The organism is Brachybacterium subflavum (assembly GCF_009299795.1).
GTDB lineage: Bacteria > Actinomycetota > Actinomycetes > Actinomycetales > Dermabacteraceae > Brachybacterium > Brachybacterium subflavum.
The window spans coordinates 426,902-442,621 of the sequence record NZ_VIGP01000004.1 but is presented as its reverse complement, the minus strand read 5'-3'; the positions used below and the strand labels follow the sequence as shown (position 1 = coordinate 442,621).

Here is a 15,720-nt window from a genome sequence, read left to right as displayed (position 1 = left end):
CCGTGACCATGCTGACGTCCTCGCCCGCGGGTCGGCGCCGCACGGTGGCCCCGACCTGGGACACCGAGATCGCCCTCGCTCTCGCGCACGCCGACGCCTCGCCCGACGCGTCGCGCGGCGACGACTCCGCCGACCCCGCGCGCCCCGTCGTCGTCGCGGGCGTCGACGAGGTGGGCCGTGGTGCGCTCGCGGGCCCGGTGGTCGTCGGCGCCTTCGCCGTCCTCATCGGATCCGACGGTCCGGAGCACGCGCTGCCCGAGGGCGTCCGCGACTCCAAGGCCCTCACCGCCCGACGCCGCGAAGCCCTCGTCGGCCCCCTCCGGGAGGTCGCGCACGCGCACGCCCTGGGGTGGGCGAGCCCCGAGGAGATCGACGCCCGCGGCATCCTGGCCGCGCTGAGCCTCGCCGCGGGCCGCGCGATCACCGGGCTCGGCGTCGCCGCGGACATCGTGCTCATGGACGGAGACGCCGACGTCATCACCCCGGCTCTCGCCGAACCGGCCCCCGACGCGGCGGGCGAGCGGGCGGAGGGGCGTTCCCTCCCCTCCGTGCAGCTGCGCGTGAAGGCGGACCGCGACTGCATGAGCGTCGCCGCGGCGAGCGTGCTCGCGAAGGTCGCGCGCGACGCGCACATGGTCGAGCTCGATGCCCTCGCGCCCCACTACGGCTGGGCGGGCAACAAAGGGTACGGATCAGCGGCGCACCGCGAGGCGCTGCGCACCCGCGGAGCCCACGCCCAGCACCGCAGGTCCTGGAACCTGGGCCTCCCCGCGAGCGGGGACGAGAACGTCCAGGGGACGCCGGGCGTCCCTGGCGTACTGTGGGCGGACGCGGGCGAGCAGCCCCGTCCCCGGATCCCGAAGGAGGCGCAGCCGTGAGCACCCAGGACCTCGAGAGCTACGAGTCCGACATGGAGCTGCAGCTCATCCGGGAGTACCGCGACGTGGTGGGGCTGTTCACGTACGTGGTGGAGACCGAGCGCCGCTTCTACCTGTGCAACCAGGTCGACATGCAGGTCCGCACCGCCGGCGGCGAGGTCTTCTACGAGCTCACCCTGGCCGACGTCTGGGTCTGGGACATCTACCGCTCGAGCCGCTTCGTCCGCTCCGTGCGCGTGGTGACCTTCAAGGACGTCAACATCGAGGAGCTCGCGAAGCCCGACATCGCGCTTCCCTGATCCCGGGGACCGCCGGACGATCCGTCCTCCGTTCCTCCCCAATGCCCTGTCATCCACAACGGGGCCCGCGGCCGCGCGCGCGACAGGCGCGAGCGCCAGGGTGAGGGCATGACACGTCGACCCGCACCCATCCCGTTCCCCACTGCCGTCCCGCTGGCCAGGCTCAGCGCCCTCGAGCTCGGGACGATCGGCGAGCAGGTCGTCGCCGACCACCTCGCCGAGGCCGGCTGGCAGATCGTGGAGCGCAACGTCCGCTTCCGCGCCGGCGAGATCGACATCGTCGCCCTCGAGGGCACCACACTCGTGTTCGTCGAGGTCAAGACGCGCCGCACCCTGGTCACCGGCGTCCCGCAGGCCGCCGTCACCCCGCTCAAGGTGCGACGTCTGCGCGCGCTCGCCGGCGCGTACCTCATGGAGCACGCCCCGCGGCACCACGAGGTGCGGATCGACGTGGTCGCCGTGCACGTGCTCGGCGCGGGCGGCTGCGAGATCGAGCACCTGCGGTCCGTGTCATGAGCGCCGGGACCACGTGCCGGGGCGCGAGGACGGGCGCCGTCGGGCTGCGCGGCGTCACCGGGACCCTCGTGGAGGTCGAGGCCGACGTCGCCACCGGGCTGCCCGCGTTCTCCCTGGTCGGCCTCCCCGACTCGACCACCCTGCAGGCGCGTGAGCGCGTGCGTGCCGCGGCGGGGGCCATCGGCACCCCGCTCGCCCAGCGCAGGATCACGGTGAACCTGAGCCCCGCTTTCATCCACAAGGTGGGCTCGGGGTTCGACCTCGGGATCGCCGTCGCGATCCTCGCCGCCCAGGGCACGCTGGACCCGGAGGCGGTGGCGGACGTCGTCCACCTCGGCGAGCTCGGTCTGGACGCGACGCTGCGCCCGGTCCCCGGCGTGCTGCCCGCGCTGATCGCCGCGCACGCGGCGGGTGTGCGCCGCGCCGTGGTCCCCGAGGGGAACGCGCGCGAGGCGCGGCTCGTGGAGGGCATCGAGGTGTTCTCCGCGGCGGACCTGGGCCAGGTCATGCGCCACCACGGGTGCCGGGCGCCCCTGAACCGTCCCGCCCAGAAGGTCCTCACGCCGCGCAGAGCGCCCGCACCCGAGGCGGACGCCGGCGCGCGCCGCCCCGGGCTCGACTTCGCCGACGTCATCGGTCAGGCCCAGGCGCGCCGTGCCGCCGAGGTCGCCGCCGCCGGCGGGCACCACCTGATGCTGCAGGGACCTCCGGGCACGGGGAAGACGATGATCGCCTCCCGGATCTCCGGGATCCTGCCAGCCCTCGAGGACGAGGACGCGATCGCCCTCAGCGCGATCCGCTCCCTGGACCGCACCTTCGACGCCGGAGGCGGCCTGATCCGCACCGCGCCCTTCGAGAGCCCGCACCACACCGCGAGCGCGCCGAGCGTGATCGGCGGCGGCAGCGGCATCGCCCGCCCCGGCGCGGTCTCCCGCGCCCACGCCGGCGTGCTCTTCCTCGACGAGGCGCCCGAGTTCAACTCCCGCGTGCTCGAGGCGCTGCGCGAGCCCCTCGAGACCGGCGACATCACCCTGCACCGCTCGCTGAGCGTCACCCGCTACCCCGCGCGCTTCCAGCTCGTGCTCGCCGCCAACCCGTGCCCCTGCGGGCTGTCCTGGGGGAAGGGCACGCGCTGCACGTGCACTCCCATGCAGCGCCGCAGCTATCTGAAGAAGATCTCCGGTCCGGTGCTGGACCGGATCGACATGCGCGTGGATGTGGGACCGGTCGACCCGATGCGACGCGACGCCGGCGCCTCCGAGTCCAGCGCGGAGATCGCCCGGCGCGTCGCCCGCGCCCGCCAGTGCCAGGCGGCGCGCTTCGCCGACGAGCCCTGGCACCTGAACTCCCAGATCCCGGGCCCCGAGCTGCGACGCGCCTACAGCGCCGACGGCCGCGCCGCGGCCATGCTCCAGCGCGCCCTCTCCCACGGCCGCCTGACCCTGCGCGGCCACGACCGCGTGCTGCGCGTGGCCTGGACCCTCGCCGACCTCGAGGGCAGCGCGCGCCCCGACACCGATCATGTGGGCCTCGCGCTCACCCTGCGCGGGAAGGACCTGTGATGAGCGCAGCGAGCCCGCGGGACTCCGCGCACGAAGGGCGCGGGCAGCCGGACGCACGCGTCGCGGCGGACGACTCCGACGCGGCGGATGCATCGTCGCGGGCGGATCGCATGGCCCGGATCACCTGGTCACTGCTGGCGGAGCCCTCCGACGACGCCGCGCACTCGACCTGCACGGTCCACGGCGTGAGCGAGGGGCTGGAGATCCTCGCGCGCGGGGATCTCGACGCGGTCGAGCACGCCCTGCGGGTCCTGCCGGTCCACGATCCCAGCGCGCCCCGTGCCCAGCGCACCGATCGCCGCGTCGCCGCCGCGGCCGCGCTCTCGCGCTGGAGGGAGCGCGACCGGAGGATCGATGCGCAGGCCGCCCTGGACCGGGCCGCCGGCCTGGGCGTGCGCGTGATCGTGCCCGGTGACGACCAATGGCCCGCGGGCCTCGATGATCTCGGGCCCGCTGCCCCGTTCTGCCTGTGGGCGCACGGCCCCGGGGATCCGGCGCAGCTCGCCGACGACCGGGCGATCGCGATGGTCGGCTCGCGCGCCTCGACCCCGTACGGAGAGGACTGCGCCTCGTCGATGGCCGCGCAGCTCGCCGCAGAGGGATCGACGGTGCTCTCGGGCGGTGCCTACGGCATCGACGCCGCGGCGCATCGCGGGGCGCTCGCCGCCGGCGGACCCACGCTTGCCGTCCTCGCCGGGGGCCTCGACCGGCTGTACCCGCGGGGGAACGACCAGCTGCTGCGCGCGATCCGGGAACGCCATGTGCTGCTGACCGAGGCTCCGCCCGGGACGGCCCCGACGCGCTGGCGGTTCCTGGCCCGCAACCGGCTGATCGCGGCGCTCGCCCGCGTCGTGGTGGTCGTCGAGGCGGCCTGGCGCTCCGGCGCGCTGTCCACCGCGCGGCATGCCGGGACGCTCGTGCCGCCGCGCCTCGTCGGTGCGGTGCCCGGGCCGATCACCTCGGCCGCCTCCGCGGGCTGCCATCGGCTCGTGCGCGACGGACAGGCCATCCTGGTCACCGAGGCGCAGGAGATCCGCGAGCTGCTGCCGGGCGCCGCCCCGGCCGGTGACTCCTCGTTCGCCCAGCAGGACGAGCTGGACTTCCTCGACCCCGCCGACCGGCGCGTGCTGGACGCCGTGCCGCCGCGCTCGCGGATCACGATCGACCGGCTCGCGAGCGAGGTCGGCCGCCGCGAGAGCGAGGTGATGGCGGCCCTCGGGAGGCTCGAGGCCCTCGGGCACGTGAGCATCACCGGGCAGAAGGTGGGCAGGCGCTGAGCGATGCTGCGCCTCTGCCGCGCGCCGTCGCGGGGGCGCGCCGCCCGGTCCCGTCGGCGGCGCGGTGCCACACTGGGCCCATGGCCACCGGGAGCACCGCACGCGACGGGGGAGCGGTGCGCGCCGAGGACGACGATGCCGTGCTCGACGCCTTCGCCGAGCACCTGCGCTTCGAGCGCGGACGCTCCGAGCACACGGTCGCCGCCTACTCCCGCGAGGCCCGCAGCCTGCTCGAGCATCTGCACGAGGTCGAGCGCATCGAGCTCGCGGATCTCGACGTGACGGCCCTGCGCTCCTGGCTCGGGTCCCGCGCCGAGGCGGGCCTCGCGTCCTCGTCCCTCGCCCGGTCGGCGGCGGCCGCCCGCACCTTCACCACGTGGCTCGCGCGCACCGGACGGATCCCGCAGGACATCGGCGGGCGGCTCAGGGCCCCCAAGCGGGGCCGCCATCTGCCCGCCGTGCTCAGCCAGGACCAGACCGAGGAGCTGCTCGAAGCGGCCGAGCACGGGACCGCCGCGCCCCGCCCGCCGCGCGGTGCGCCCGGCACGGAGGACGAGGAGACGTCGAGAAGGCGGGGCACGGGCAAACAGAGCCCGGACGGGATGAGCCACGATGGACAGGGCGCCGACGACTCCCGGCGCGTGATCGAGGCGGCGCTGCGCCTGCGCGACGCGGCCGTGCTCGAGCTGCTCTACTCCTCGGGTCTCCGCGTCTCCGAGCTCGTCGCCCTCGACCTGCGCGCGATCGACCACACGGAGCGCACCGTCCGCGTCCTCGGCAAGGGCTCCAAGGAGCGCATCGTGCCCGTCGGCCTGCCCGCGATCCGCGCGATCGAGGAGTGGACCAGCGCGGGCCGCCCCGTGCTCGCCTCCACGCGCTCGGGCGAGGCGCTGTTCCTCGGGTCCCGCGGCGGGCGCCTGGGCGACCGCGCGGTGCGCACCCTCGTGGACCGCCACGCCCAGGAGGCGGGGATCCACCGTCACATCAGCCCGCACACGCTGCGCCACACCGCCGCCACGCACCTCGTGGAGGGTGGCGCGGACCTGCGCAGCGTCCAGGACTTCCTGGGCCACTCCTCGCTGGGCACCACCCAGATCTACACCCACGTCAGCGCCGAGCGCCTGCGCAGCACCCTGGACCAGGCGCACCCGCGCGCCTGATCCGCCGGCCCTCAGCCCGCGTGCCGGCCGAGCAGCGCGAGCGCAGTCCCCACCGCCTCCAGAGGCAGCAGGACGCTCGGCTCCGCCCCACGGAGCAGCGGCTCGGGATCCACGTAGTCGTCGCCACCGCGTCGAGCCCCGAGATGCAGGCACGCCTGCGTGCAGTGGCTCGCGCCCTCGCCCGCGCCGGGCCTGCCCTCCTCCAACTCTCCGATCACCTGGCCGGCGCGCACCCGATCGCCCGCCCGCACGTCCGCCGTCACCGGCTCGTAGGTCGACAGCAGCCCGTCGGCATGCAGGATCGAGACCACGCCCCGACCGGCCACGGAACCGGCGAAGCGGACCGTCCCGTCCTCGACGGCTCGCACCTCGGCGCCGCTCGCGAGGATGTCCACGCCCCGGTGGCCCGGCCCATAGCGGTGCTCGGGCGCGACGAACGGCGCGATGATCCGGTGCGGGGACGCCATCGGCCACTCCCATCGCGCCTGCACCGAAGCGTCCGTGCCGGCTCCGTCGCCTCCCGCAGGGTCCATGGCGGCCCCGGGATCGCCGTGCGCGGGCACCGTCATCTGCAGCGCGGCGACCAGCATCATGCCCATCAGCGCGACCAGGAGCCGCATCGCACCGCGTGGGGCGTGGGCGCCCTGAGGGCCGCCGGGCCGGTGCACGGGAGGCGGGCGGAGCGCGGGGAGCGCGGTGCGCACGGGACGCGCGGTGCGCGCGCATCGGGTCGGCCGGACGGGACGGGGGCGGTGCGCCGGGTGAGGATCCATGCCCGGATCCTCGCGCCGCGCGCGCCCTCCCGTCGGTCTCCGGGGCCCGGCGGTGGACAACCGGGGCATGGGGAGGATCGGCGGGGTGAACGCCGCGCCGCGCGTGATGCACGGCGCTCCCCGGAGGGTGCCTGCGGGCACCGCGGTCGGCTAGACTGACGACAGCGTCCGGCATGTCCGGGCGACTTCGCGTGCCCGCATGGTCCCTCCGGTCGTCGGTCCTCGCGATCCGCGTCCCCGCCTCTCGGCGGGGGAGGGATCCGGGGAGGTCGGGGGGCCGGGCACCAGGCCCTGCGCCGTCCGGCGGCAGGGGAGAACCGAGAATGCAGGTCCTGCGCGAGGACCGCGGACGCCGCCACGGTGCGCCGCGCGAGCCCAGGGCCGGGAAGAGACAGACCATGGCAGTCGTCACCATGCGCCAGCTCCTCGAGAGCGGCGTCCACTTCGGACACCAGACCCGTCGCTGGAACCCGAAGGTGAAGCGCTTCGTGTTCGCCGAGCGCAACGGCATCTACATCGTCGACCTGATGCAGACGCTCACCTACATCGACAAGGCGTACGAGTTCGTCCGCGCGACCGTCGCCCACGGCGGCACCATCCTGTTCGTCGGCACGAAGAAGCAGGCGCAGGAGTCCATCCGCGAGCAGGCCACCCGCGTGGGCATGCCCTACGTGAACCAGCGCTGGCTCGGCGGCATGCTCACCAACCTGCAGACGGTCTCGCAGCGCGTGAACCGCCTCAAGGAGCTCGAGCAGATCGACTTCGACGATGTGGCCTCCTCCGGCCGCACCAAGAAGGAGCTGCTGATGATGCGCCGCGAGAAGGACAAGCTCGAGAAGACCCTGGGCGGCATCCGCGACATGGGCCGCACCCCGAGCGCCGTCTGGATCGTGGACACCAACAAGGAGCACCTCGCCGTCGACGAGGCCCAGAAGCTCAGCATCCCGGTCGTCGCGATCCTCGACACCAACTGCGACCCCGACGAGATCACCTACCCGATCCCGGGCAACGACGACGCGATCCGCTCCGTCGCCCTGCTGACCCGCGTCGTGGCCGACGCCGTCGCCGCGGGCCTCCAGGACCGCCACGCGAAGTCCGAGAAGGGCGAGAAGAACGTCTCCGCGGTCGACGCGGAGCCGCTCGCCGAGTGGGAGCAGGAGCTGCTCAAGCAGTCCGAGGTCCAGCAGGACGGCGCTCCCGCCGAGGAGTCCGTCACCGCCGAGGCCGAGGGCGTCGCCGGTGCCGAGAAGAACCTCGAGGAGCAGAAGGCCGCTGCGGCCGAGGAGAAGGCCGTCGAGGAGACCCCCGAGGTCCCCACCGCCGACGCCTCCGACGTCGAGGCCTCCGAGGTCCTCGGTGCCGAGGAGGACGCCAAGGCGTCCGCCGGCGAGACCGAGGTCCAGACCGAGCCCTCCGAGTGAGCGCGCTCCCCGGGCGGGGTGCGCCCCTCGCGGCGCACCCCGCCCGGGGGCTCCTCCCCACCTCCCCGCACGACCTCTCCCACCAGGAAGAAGGAACACATGGCGAACTACACGGCTGCTGACATCAAGGAGATCCGGGAGTCCACCGGCGCCGGGATGCTCGACGTCAAGAAGGCTCTCGACGAGGCCGAGGGCGACAAGGCCAAGGCCGTCGAGCTGATCCGCGTGAAGGGCCTCAAGGGCATCGCCAAGCGCGAGGGCCGCAGCGCCTCCGAGGGCCTCATCGCCGCGGACATCCGCGACGCCGACGGCGGTCAGGAGGGCACCCTCGTGGAGCTCAACTCCGAGACCGACTTCGTCGCCAAGAACGACAAGTTCGTCGCCCTCGGCGACGAGGCCGTGGCCGCGGCCGTCGAGTCCGGCGCGGCCGACCCCGAGCAGCTCGCCGAGACCTCCTTCGGCGAGGCCCTCACCAGCGCCGCAGCGACCATGGGCGAGAAGATCGTCGTGCGCCGCATCGGCCGGGTGAAGGGCGAGGTCGTCACCTCGTACATGCACCGCACCAACAAGGACCTGCCCCCGCAGGTCGGCGTGCTCGTCGCCACCGACGAGGCCGGCGCCGAGGTCGCGCGCGACGTGGCGATGCACATCGCCGCCTACTCGCCCGCGTACCTCACGCGCGACGAGGTGCCCGCGGAGATCGTCGCCGACGAGCGCCGCATCGCCGAGGAGACGGCGAAGAACGAGAACAAGCCCGAGAAGGCCATCCCGAAGATCATCGAGGGGCGCCTCAACGGCTACTTCAAGGAGAACGTCCTGCTCGACCAGGCGTTCGCCAAGGATCCCAAGCAGACCGTGGGGAAGGTCCTCGAGGGCGCCGGCGGCACCCTAACGGGCTTCGTCCGCTTCCGCGTCGGCAACTGATCCCGCGCATCTGACGAGCGCCCGGGCCCCGCGCCCGCGCCGCGCCCGATCACCGGAGGGCCCCGCATCCGCCACGGATGCGGGGCCCTCCGCCGTCGCGGGTGCGGACGTCATCACGTCCGTGCCGATCCATGGGGTCCGCCGCCCCGCGCGCCGGTATCATCGCCCGAGACCTCGACCGGAAGGACCTTCCATGACCCAGGCGTCCGTCACCTCCCAGATCCCGGTTCTCCCGAAGAAGGAGGGCGGTCGCCGCGTCCTCCTCAAGCTGTCGGGCGAAGCCTTCGGCGGCGGCACCGTGGGCGTGGACCCCGATGTGGTCTCCCGCATCGCCGGCGAGATCGCCGAGGGCGTCGCGCAGGGCGTCGAGTGCGCCGTCGTCGTGGGCGGGGGCAACTTCTTCCGCGGCGCCGAGCTCTCCCAGCGCGGCATGGACCGCCGCCGCGCCGACTACATGGGCATGCTCGGCACCGTCATGAACAGCCTCGCCCTCCAGGACTTCCTCGAGCAGAAGGGCGTCTCCACGCGCGTGCAGACGGCCATCGCGATGGGCCAGGTCGCCGAGCCCTACCTGCCGCTGCGCGCCGTGCGCCACCTCGAGAAGGGCCGCGTGGTCATCTTCGGCGCGGGCGCCGGGATGCCGTACTTCTCGACCGACACGGTCGCCGTGCAGCGCGCCCTGGAGATCGGCTGCCAGGAGGTCCTGATGGCCAAGAACGGCGTGGACGGCGTCTACACCGCCGACCCGCACAAGGATCCGACCGCGGAGAAGATCGAGCACATCACCTACGGCGACGCCCTGCAGCGCGGCCTCAAGGTCGTGGACGCCACCGCCTTCAGCCTCTGCATGGACAATGCCCAGCAGATGATGGTCTTCGGCCTGGACGCCCCCGGCAGCATCACCCGGGCCATGGTGGGCGACCGCATCGGCACCCTCGTCACCGGCGGGTGAGCCCGCGAGCCGGGTCGGACGCCGTCCGACCCGGCCCTCACGCCCCTTCGCATGCCTCCCGGCCGCCGCCGGACGCGCACGAGGGGGAGCGATGGGGGAGAATGGACAGCGGCGCCGGCGCACGAAGCCGGAGCCACCACGACCTGAGCCACGAGAAGAGCAGCGAGGAGCGCGACGTGAGCGATGACATCCCCGGCATCCTGAAGGACGCCGAGAGCAAGATGACCAAGACGATCGAGGTCACCAAGGAGGAGTTCTCCACGATCCGCACCGGTCGTGCGAACGCCGCCATGTTCCAGGGCATCACCGTGGAGTACTACGGCGCCCCGACCCCGCTGAACCAGCTCGCCTCGCTGCAGTTCCCCGAGGCCCGCACGGTCATCGTCACCCCCTACGACAAGTCCTCCACGGGCGCGGTCGAGAGCGCTCTGCGCGCCTCCGACCTGGGCGTGAACCCCACGAACAACGGCGACAACCTGCGCATCGTCCTGCCGGCCCTCACCGAGGAGCGCCGCAAGGACTACATCAAGCAGGCGAAGTCCAAGGCGGAGGACGGCCGCGTGGCCGTGCGCGCCAGCCGCGGCACCGCGAAGAAGGCCATCGAGAAGCTGGTCAAGGACAAGGAGGTCGGCGAGGACGAGGGCTCGCGCGCCGAGAAGGACCTGGAGGCGCTCACCAAGAAGTTCATCGAACAGGTCGACGAGGCGCTCGCGGCCAAGGAGACCGAGCTGGCCACGGTCTGAGCGCTCGCGCTCCCTCGACCGTCCCGCTCGTCCGCGCCGTGGTCCCCGCAGCACCCGATCGCACCGCCCCGTCCCTGCCGGACGGGGTGGTGCCGGGTGCGCTCGGCGCCGAGTCCGATCCCGGCGCCCCGGCGGCGAAGCGGCGCGGACCCGGCCGTGACCTGCGCGCGGCGATCCCCGTCGGCATCGGCCTGGTGGGCGTGCTGCTGGTGTGCCTGTTCGTCGTCCCCGTCGTCTTCCCCGCCTTCATCGCGCTCGCGCTGGTCCTCGCCGTCCTCGAGCTGACCCGCGCGCTCTCCGCCGGGGGCATGCGCGTGCCCGTGATGCCCGTGCTGGTGGGCGTGATCGGCATGGTCGTCACCACCGAGGTCTTCCGCCTGGACGGACTGGTGGTCGCGACGGCGCTGGCCGTGTGCGTGCTGATCCTCTGGCGGGTCACCGAGTCGATGGGCACCGTCGCGCTGCGCGACGTCGCCGCGGGCGTGTTCACGATCGCCTGGGTGCCCTTCCTGGGCTGCTTCTCGCTGCTGCTCTTCGACCGGCCCGACGGTGCCCTCCTCGTGCTGCTCGCGTTCCTCGTGCCCGTCGCCAACGACACCGGCGGGTTCATCGCCGGGGTGCTGATGGGCCGACATCCGATGGCCCCGTCGATCAGCCCCAAGAAGAGCTGGGAGGGATTCTTCGGATCCCTCGTGCTGGGCACCGCCGCGGCCGTCGTCTTCCTGCTCCTGGCGGACACGGCGCCCTGGTGGACCGGCCTGGTCATCGGCCCGGTGCTGGTGATCATCTCGACCTGCGGCGACCTCGCCGAATCCCTGCTCAAGAGGGACCTCGGCATCAAGGACATGGGGCACATGCTGCCCGGCCACGGGGGCGTCCTGGATCGCATCGACTCGATCCTGCTGGCGGCCCCCGCCACATTCATCCTCCTGGAGGTGCTGGTATGACGCACGACCTTCCCGACCCCTCCGCGCCCGGCGCCCGCCGCGCGGCCCCGTCGGCCGACGGACCGAGCCTGCCCGACCTCTCCCGCGAGGCGGTCCCGGGCGAGAAGATCGCCCTCGCCCCCGGCCAGCTGCAGCTGCGCCCCACCCGGCGCGGCAAGCCGCCGGCCCACCTCGCGGACCTCACGATGGACGAGCGCATCGCGGCCGTCGAGGAGATGGGCCTGCCCAGCTTCCGCGCCAAGCAGCTGTCCGTGCACTACTTCGAGCACGCGACCGTCGACCCCGAGGCGATGACGGACCTGCCCAAGGACCGCCGCGAGGAGCTCGTCGCACGATTCTTCCCGCAGCTGCTCACGCTCGTCTCGATGCAGAGCGCCGACAACGGCGCCACCCAGAAGATGCTCTGGCGGCTGTTCGACGGCTCCCTCGTGGAGTCCGTGCTCATGCGCTACACGGGCCGCACCACCCTGTGCATCTCCTCGGAGGCCGGCTGCGGCATGAACTGCCCGTTCTGCGCCACCGGGCAGATGGGGCTGAGCCGCAACCTCTCGACCGCCGAGATCCTCGAGCAGGTGCGGATCGCCAACGGGAAGCTCGCCGCGGGCGACGTCCCCGGCGGGACCGGGCGCGTGAGCAACATCGTGTTCATGGGCATGGGCGAGCCGCTGGCGAACTACCGGCCGGTCGCGACCGTCTGCAAGCGTCTGAACGCCGCGGCCCCCGAGGGCTTCGGGATGAGCGCCCGCAACATCACCGTCTCGACCGTGGGCCTCGCTCCCGCGGTGCGCAAGCTCGTCAAGGAGGAGATCCCGGTGACGCTCGCGGTCTCCCTGCATGCCCCGGACGACGCCCTGCGCGACGAGCTCGTCCCGATCAACACCCGCTTCGACGTCGACGAGATCCTCAGCGCCGCCCACGAGTACTTCGAGGCCACCGGCCGTCGCGTGAGCATCGAGTACGCGCTGATCCGCGACATCAACGACCAGGAGCATCGTGCCCAGCTGCTCGCCGACCGCCTGATCGACAAGGGCGGGCGGCACTGGGTGCACGTGAACCCGATCCCCCTGAACCCCGTCAAGGGCTCGAAGTGGACCGCCTCGGACCCGATGGTGGAGAAGCGCTTCGTGGAGACCCTGCGGGACAACGGCATCCGCACCACGATCCGCGACACGCGCGGCTCCGACATCGACGGAGCGTGCGGCCAGCTCGCGGCGACCGTCATCGAGTCCGACACCCATCGCGCCGACCGCGAGGCGCGCGTCGCCCGCGTCGAGGCCATCGCCTCCCGTCCCGAGGACGACGAGGGGAACCTGCTCGAGGACGCGCCCGAGACCGTCGGCTGAGCGCCGGGACCCGCCCGGCGCGGCACCAGCCCCCCGCCCCGCCCGCTCGGTACAGTGAGGGCGCGGCATCGACCCCCGGAAGGAACTGCCCCGTGAGCACATCGTTCGAGCGCGTCTCCCGCTTCAGCGTCGGCTACGACCCGCATGAGGTGGACGACTTCCTCGCGCGCGCCCGCACCGCCTACGAGCACGGCGGCTCCGGCTTCGACAGCGCCGACGTCACCTCGGCGAGCTTCGGCACCGTCCGCGGCGGCTACGACATGCGCACCGTCGACGAGGCCCTGGACCGGCTCTCGGACGCCTTCGCCCTCCAGCAGCGCGACGACGCCATCGCCGCCCAGGGGGAGGAGCAGTGGATCTCCCGCCTCACCGAGCGCGCCGAGACCCTCAAGGACCGCCTCGAGCGTCCCGCCGGGGAGCGGTTCGCCCCGGCCGCCCATGGTGAGCGCTCCTACGACCGCACCGACGTCGACGCCCTGTGCGACCAGCTCATCGCCTACTTCACCGAGGGCCTGCCGATGAGCGTGGACGACGTGCGCCGCGCGGCCTTCCGCCGCCGCAAGGGCGAGGACGGCTACCAGGAGGCCGTGGTCGACGTGTACCTCGACCACGTCGCCGACCTCATGGCCTCCGTGCCGTGATCCCGCCCGTCCGGACCCCGTCGGCCGCATCCGGGGACCTCCGGATCGGACCCGCCGCGAGCGGGCGCCCCCGCCCATGACCGTCCTCCTGTACGCGCTCGGGGTCCTGGCCGTCGCCCTGGGCATCGCGGTCTCCATCGCCCTGCACGAGCTGGGGCACCTGATTCCCGCCAAGGCGTTCGGGGTGCGCGTCACCCAGTACATGATCGGCTTCGGACCGACGGTCCTCGCCCGCCGCCGCGGCGAGACCGAGTACGGCATCAAGGCGTTCCCCCTGGGCGGGTACATCCGCATGATCGGCATGTATCCGCCGCGCCGCGACGACGCCCCGGGGACGATCCGCGAGGACTCCACGGGCCTGTTCCAGCAGATGGCGCAGGACGCCCGCGAGTGGGAGGCCGAGCAGTACGACCCGGCCGAGTCCCATCGCACGTTCTCCGCGCTCGCCGTGCCGCGCAAGCTCGTCGTCATGCTCGGCGGGCCGACGATGAACCTCTTGATCAGCGCGGTGCTGCTCGGTGTGCTCGTGTGCGGGATCGGGCTGCCGGCGTCCTCGACGACCGTCGAGACCGTCTCCCGCTGCGTGCTCCCGGCCGACGCCCCCGAGGGCACCTCCTGCACGGGGCATCCCGAGGCCCCCGCCCTCGCCGCGGGGATCGAGCCCGGGGACCGGCTGCTGGAGATCGACGGGCACGCGATCGATCAGTGGGCCGACGTCACGAGCGCCGTGCGCGGCGCCGGCGACCGCGAGATCGACGTGGTCGTCGAGCGCGACGGGGAGAGGGTCACCCTGCACGCGACACCGATCCTCGACGAGCGCCCCGTGATCGCCGACGACGGCAGCGCGAAGACCGACGCGCACGGGGACGTGGTGACCGAGGAGGTCGGCTTCCTGGGCGTCGGCCCCGGCCAGGAGCTGCGCCGGCAGTCGCCGCTCGAGGTGCCGGGCATGGTCCTGCAGACGTTCGAGGGGACCGCCCGGATCGTCGTCACGCTGCCCATGCGGCTGATCGACGTCGGGAAGGCCGCCTTCGGCGACGGAGAGCGGGATCCCGACGGTCCCATCGGCGTGGTCGGCGTGAGCAGGCTCGCGGGGGAGGTCGCGAGCGCCGACCAGCCCCGCTTCGACCTCACGGCGAAGATCTCCACGCTGATCTCGATGCTCGCCTCGCTGAACATGGCCCTGTTCGTGTTCAACCTGATCCCGCTCATGCCCCTGGACGGCGGTCACGTCGCCGGCGCCCTCGTCGAAGGGATCCGACGGCGGATCGCGCGCTGGCGCGGACGGCCCGACCCGGGCCCGGTGGACATGTCGCGGCTGCTGCCGCTGACCAACGTGGTCGCGCTGCTCTTCCTCGGGATGACCGTCATGCTGCTGTATGCGGACATCGTGGACCCCATCACCCTGTTCCCGTGAGAGGCTCGGATCCATGTTCTCCCGCGGTCCTCGGCTGCGAGCCCTGAGGCCCATCGGCGTGCAGGGCGCGATCGACCACGTCCTCACGGACCCCCTGGTCAACGCCCTGCCGGGCGCGCGGCTCGTCGACCTCCGCCACAGCCTGAGCATCGGTCAGGAGTTCAGCATCGCGGGGGAGGAGCGGCGCACCGACGGCCTCCTCTGGCACGGCGTGAACGTGTCGCCGGTGAGCGCGAGCCCCCGCGCGATCGGTCTGTTCGCCGAGCATCTCGCCGCGCGTCCCCGCCGCTGCAGCTCGATCGTCGGGGAGCGCTCGGCGGTCACGTCGCTGTGGGCGCAGCTGGCCCCCGTCTGGGGGCGGCAGATCCGCGAGCAGCGCTGGTCCCAGCCGCTGCTCGAGGCGACCGCGGCGCCGTCCCGGCCCCTGCTGCCCTCGGGTCTGCGCCAGGCGGTGCGCGGCGAGGAGGGCATCGTCTTCCCCGCCGCGGTCTCGATGTTCCGCGAGGAGGTCGGCACCGACCCGCTCGCCCATGACGGCGGTCGCGGCTACCGGGCGCGCGTGCGCGACCTCATCGCCCTGGGCCGCACGTACGTGGTCGTGCGCGACGGGCGGGTGCTGTTCAAGGCCGACGTGGGCGCGGTGCTGGGGCCCGTCGCCCAGATCCACGGCGTCTGGGTGGACCCCGAGCGCCGCGGGGAGGGGGTGGGCCGGTCCGCCATGCACGACCTCGTCGGCCTGGTCGCCCGGGACCACGCCCCGCGGGTCTCCCTCTACGTCAACGACTTCAACGAGCCCGCGCGCCGCGCATACGCCGCCGCGGGCTTCACCCAGCGCGGCGAGCTCACGACGATCCTCTTCTGAGTGCG

Annotated in this window: 16 protein-coding genes; 15 read left to right on the top strand and 1 reads right to left on the bottom strand. The window is 73.4% G+C overall.

What is annotated here, in order from left to right; translation table 11 throughout:
• Positions 1 to 8 precede the first annotated feature (8 nt).
• The 6 genes from FHG10_RS12245 (at position 9) to FHG10_RS12220 (ending at position 5,692) form a co-directional block, all read left to right on the top strand.
• Positions 9 to 878, top strand: coding sequence for a ribonuclease HII (locus tag FHG10_RS12245; protein WP_152353661.1), 870 nt, complete (start codon positions 9 to 11; stop codon positions 876 to 878).
• Positions 875 to 1,177 (top strand): DUF2469 domain-containing protein, encoded by a 303-nt coding sequence (locus FHG10_RS12240; RefSeq protein WP_109275318.1) that lies wholly within the window; start codon positions 875 to 877, stop codon positions 1,175 to 1,177. Before FHG10_RS12245 ends, FHG10_RS12240 begins: the two co-directional genes overlap by 4 nt.
• Positions 1,178 to 1,285: 108 nt before the next feature.
• On the top strand, positions 1,286 to 1,693 hold the full coding sequence (locus FHG10_RS12235) for a YraN family protein (protein ID WP_152353604.1): 408 nt from the start codon (positions 1,286 to 1,288) through the stop codon (positions 1,691 to 1,693).
• Entirely contained in the window at positions 1,690 to 3,255 is a 1,566-nt protein-coding gene (locus FHG10_RS12230) for a YifB family Mg chelatase-like AAA ATPase (protein WP_152353603.1), read from the top strand. The genes FHG10_RS12235 and FHG10_RS12230 overlap by 4 nt, the downstream gene beginning before the upstream one ends.
• Positions 3,255 to 4,532, top strand: coding sequence for a DNA-processing protein DprA (gene dprA / locus FHG10_RS12225; protein ID WP_152353602.1), 1,278 nt, complete (start codon positions 3,255 to 3,257; stop codon positions 4,530 to 4,532). Before FHG10_RS12230 ends, dprA begins: the two co-directional genes overlap by 1 nt.
• Positions 4,533 to 4,612: 80 nt before the next feature.
• A complete protein-coding gene (locus FHG10_RS12220; protein WP_152353601.1) occupies positions 4,613 to 5,692 on the top strand; it encodes a tyrosine recombinase XerC in 1,080 nt (359 codons plus the stop codon).
• A gap of 11 nt (positions 5,693 to 5,703) precedes the next feature.
• On the opposite strand, the gene FHG10_RS12215 is transcribed toward FHG10_RS12220, so the two are convergent.
• On the bottom strand, positions 5,704 to 6,312 hold the full coding sequence (locus tag FHG10_RS12215; RefSeq protein ID WP_227488218.1) for a murein hydrolase activator EnvC family protein: 609 nt from the start codon (positions 6,310 to 6,312) through the stop codon (positions 5,704 to 5,706).
• Positions 6,313 to 6,863: 551 nt separating this feature from the next.
• On the opposite strand from FHG10_RS12215, the gene rpsB reads away from it, so the two are divergent.
• The 9 genes from rpsB to FHG10_RS12170 all read left to right on the top strand — a co-directional run bounded on the left by rpsB (position 6,864) and on the right by FHG10_RS12170 (position 15,715).
• Positions 6,864 to 7,886: a 30S ribosomal protein S2 gene (gene rpsB, locus FHG10_RS12210; RefSeq protein ID WP_152353600.1), complete on the top strand. Its 1,023-nt coding sequence runs from the start codon at positions 6,864 to 6,866 to the stop codon at positions 7,884 to 7,886.
• Between the two features lie 99 nt (positions 7,887 to 7,985).
• The gene (gene tsf, locus FHG10_RS12205; RefSeq protein WP_152353599.1) at positions 7,986 to 8,810 is read left to right on the top strand and encodes a translation elongation factor Ts; all 825 of its coding nucleotides are present in this window, start codon (positions 7,986 to 7,988) and stop codon (positions 8,808 to 8,810) included.
• 193 nt (positions 8,811 to 9,003) lie between these two features.
• Positions 9,004 to 9,762: a UMP kinase gene (pyrH, locus tag FHG10_RS12200; protein WP_152353598.1), complete on the top strand. Its 759-nt coding sequence runs from the start codon at positions 9,004 to 9,006 to the stop codon at positions 9,760 to 9,762.
• 176 nt (positions 9,763 to 9,938) lie between these two features.
• Positions 9,939 to 10,505, top strand: a complete 567-nt coding sequence (gene frr / locus FHG10_RS12195) for a ribosome recycling factor (RefSeq protein ID WP_152353597.1) — start codon at positions 9,939 to 9,941, stop codon at positions 10,503 to 10,505.
• A gap of 38 nt (positions 10,506 to 10,543) precedes the next feature.
• On the top strand, positions 10,544 to 11,452 hold the full coding sequence (locus FHG10_RS12190; RefSeq protein ID WP_227488217.1) for a phosphatidate cytidylyltransferase: 909 nt from the start codon (positions 10,544 to 10,546) through the stop codon (positions 11,450 to 11,452).
• Positions 11,449 to 12,795 (top strand): 23S rRNA (adenine(2503)-C(2))-methyltransferase RlmN, encoded by a 1,347-nt coding sequence (gene rlmN / locus FHG10_RS12185; protein WP_152353596.1) that lies wholly within the window; start codon positions 11,449 to 11,451, stop codon positions 12,793 to 12,795. Before FHG10_RS12190 ends, rlmN begins: the two co-directional genes overlap by 4 nt.
• A gap of 92 nt (positions 12,796 to 12,887) precedes the next feature.
• Positions 12,888 to 13,436: a DivIVA domain-containing protein gene (locus tag FHG10_RS12180; protein ID WP_152353595.1), complete on the top strand. Its 549-nt coding sequence runs from the start codon at positions 12,888 to 12,890 to the stop codon at positions 13,434 to 13,436.
• A 76-nt stretch (positions 13,437 to 13,512) separates the two neighbouring features.
• Entirely contained in the window at positions 13,513 to 14,853 is a 1,341-nt protein-coding gene (locus FHG10_RS12175) for a M50 family metallopeptidase (RefSeq protein ID WP_152353594.1), read from the top strand.
• A gap of 13 nt (positions 14,854 to 14,866) precedes the next feature.
• The gene (locus tag FHG10_RS12170) at positions 14,867 to 15,715 is read left to right on the top strand and encodes a GNAT family N-acetyltransferase (RefSeq protein ID WP_152353593.1); all 849 of its coding nucleotides are present in this window, start codon (positions 14,867 to 14,869) and stop codon (positions 15,713 to 15,715) included.
• The last annotated feature ends 5 nt before the right edge of the window (positions 15,716 to 15,720 follow it).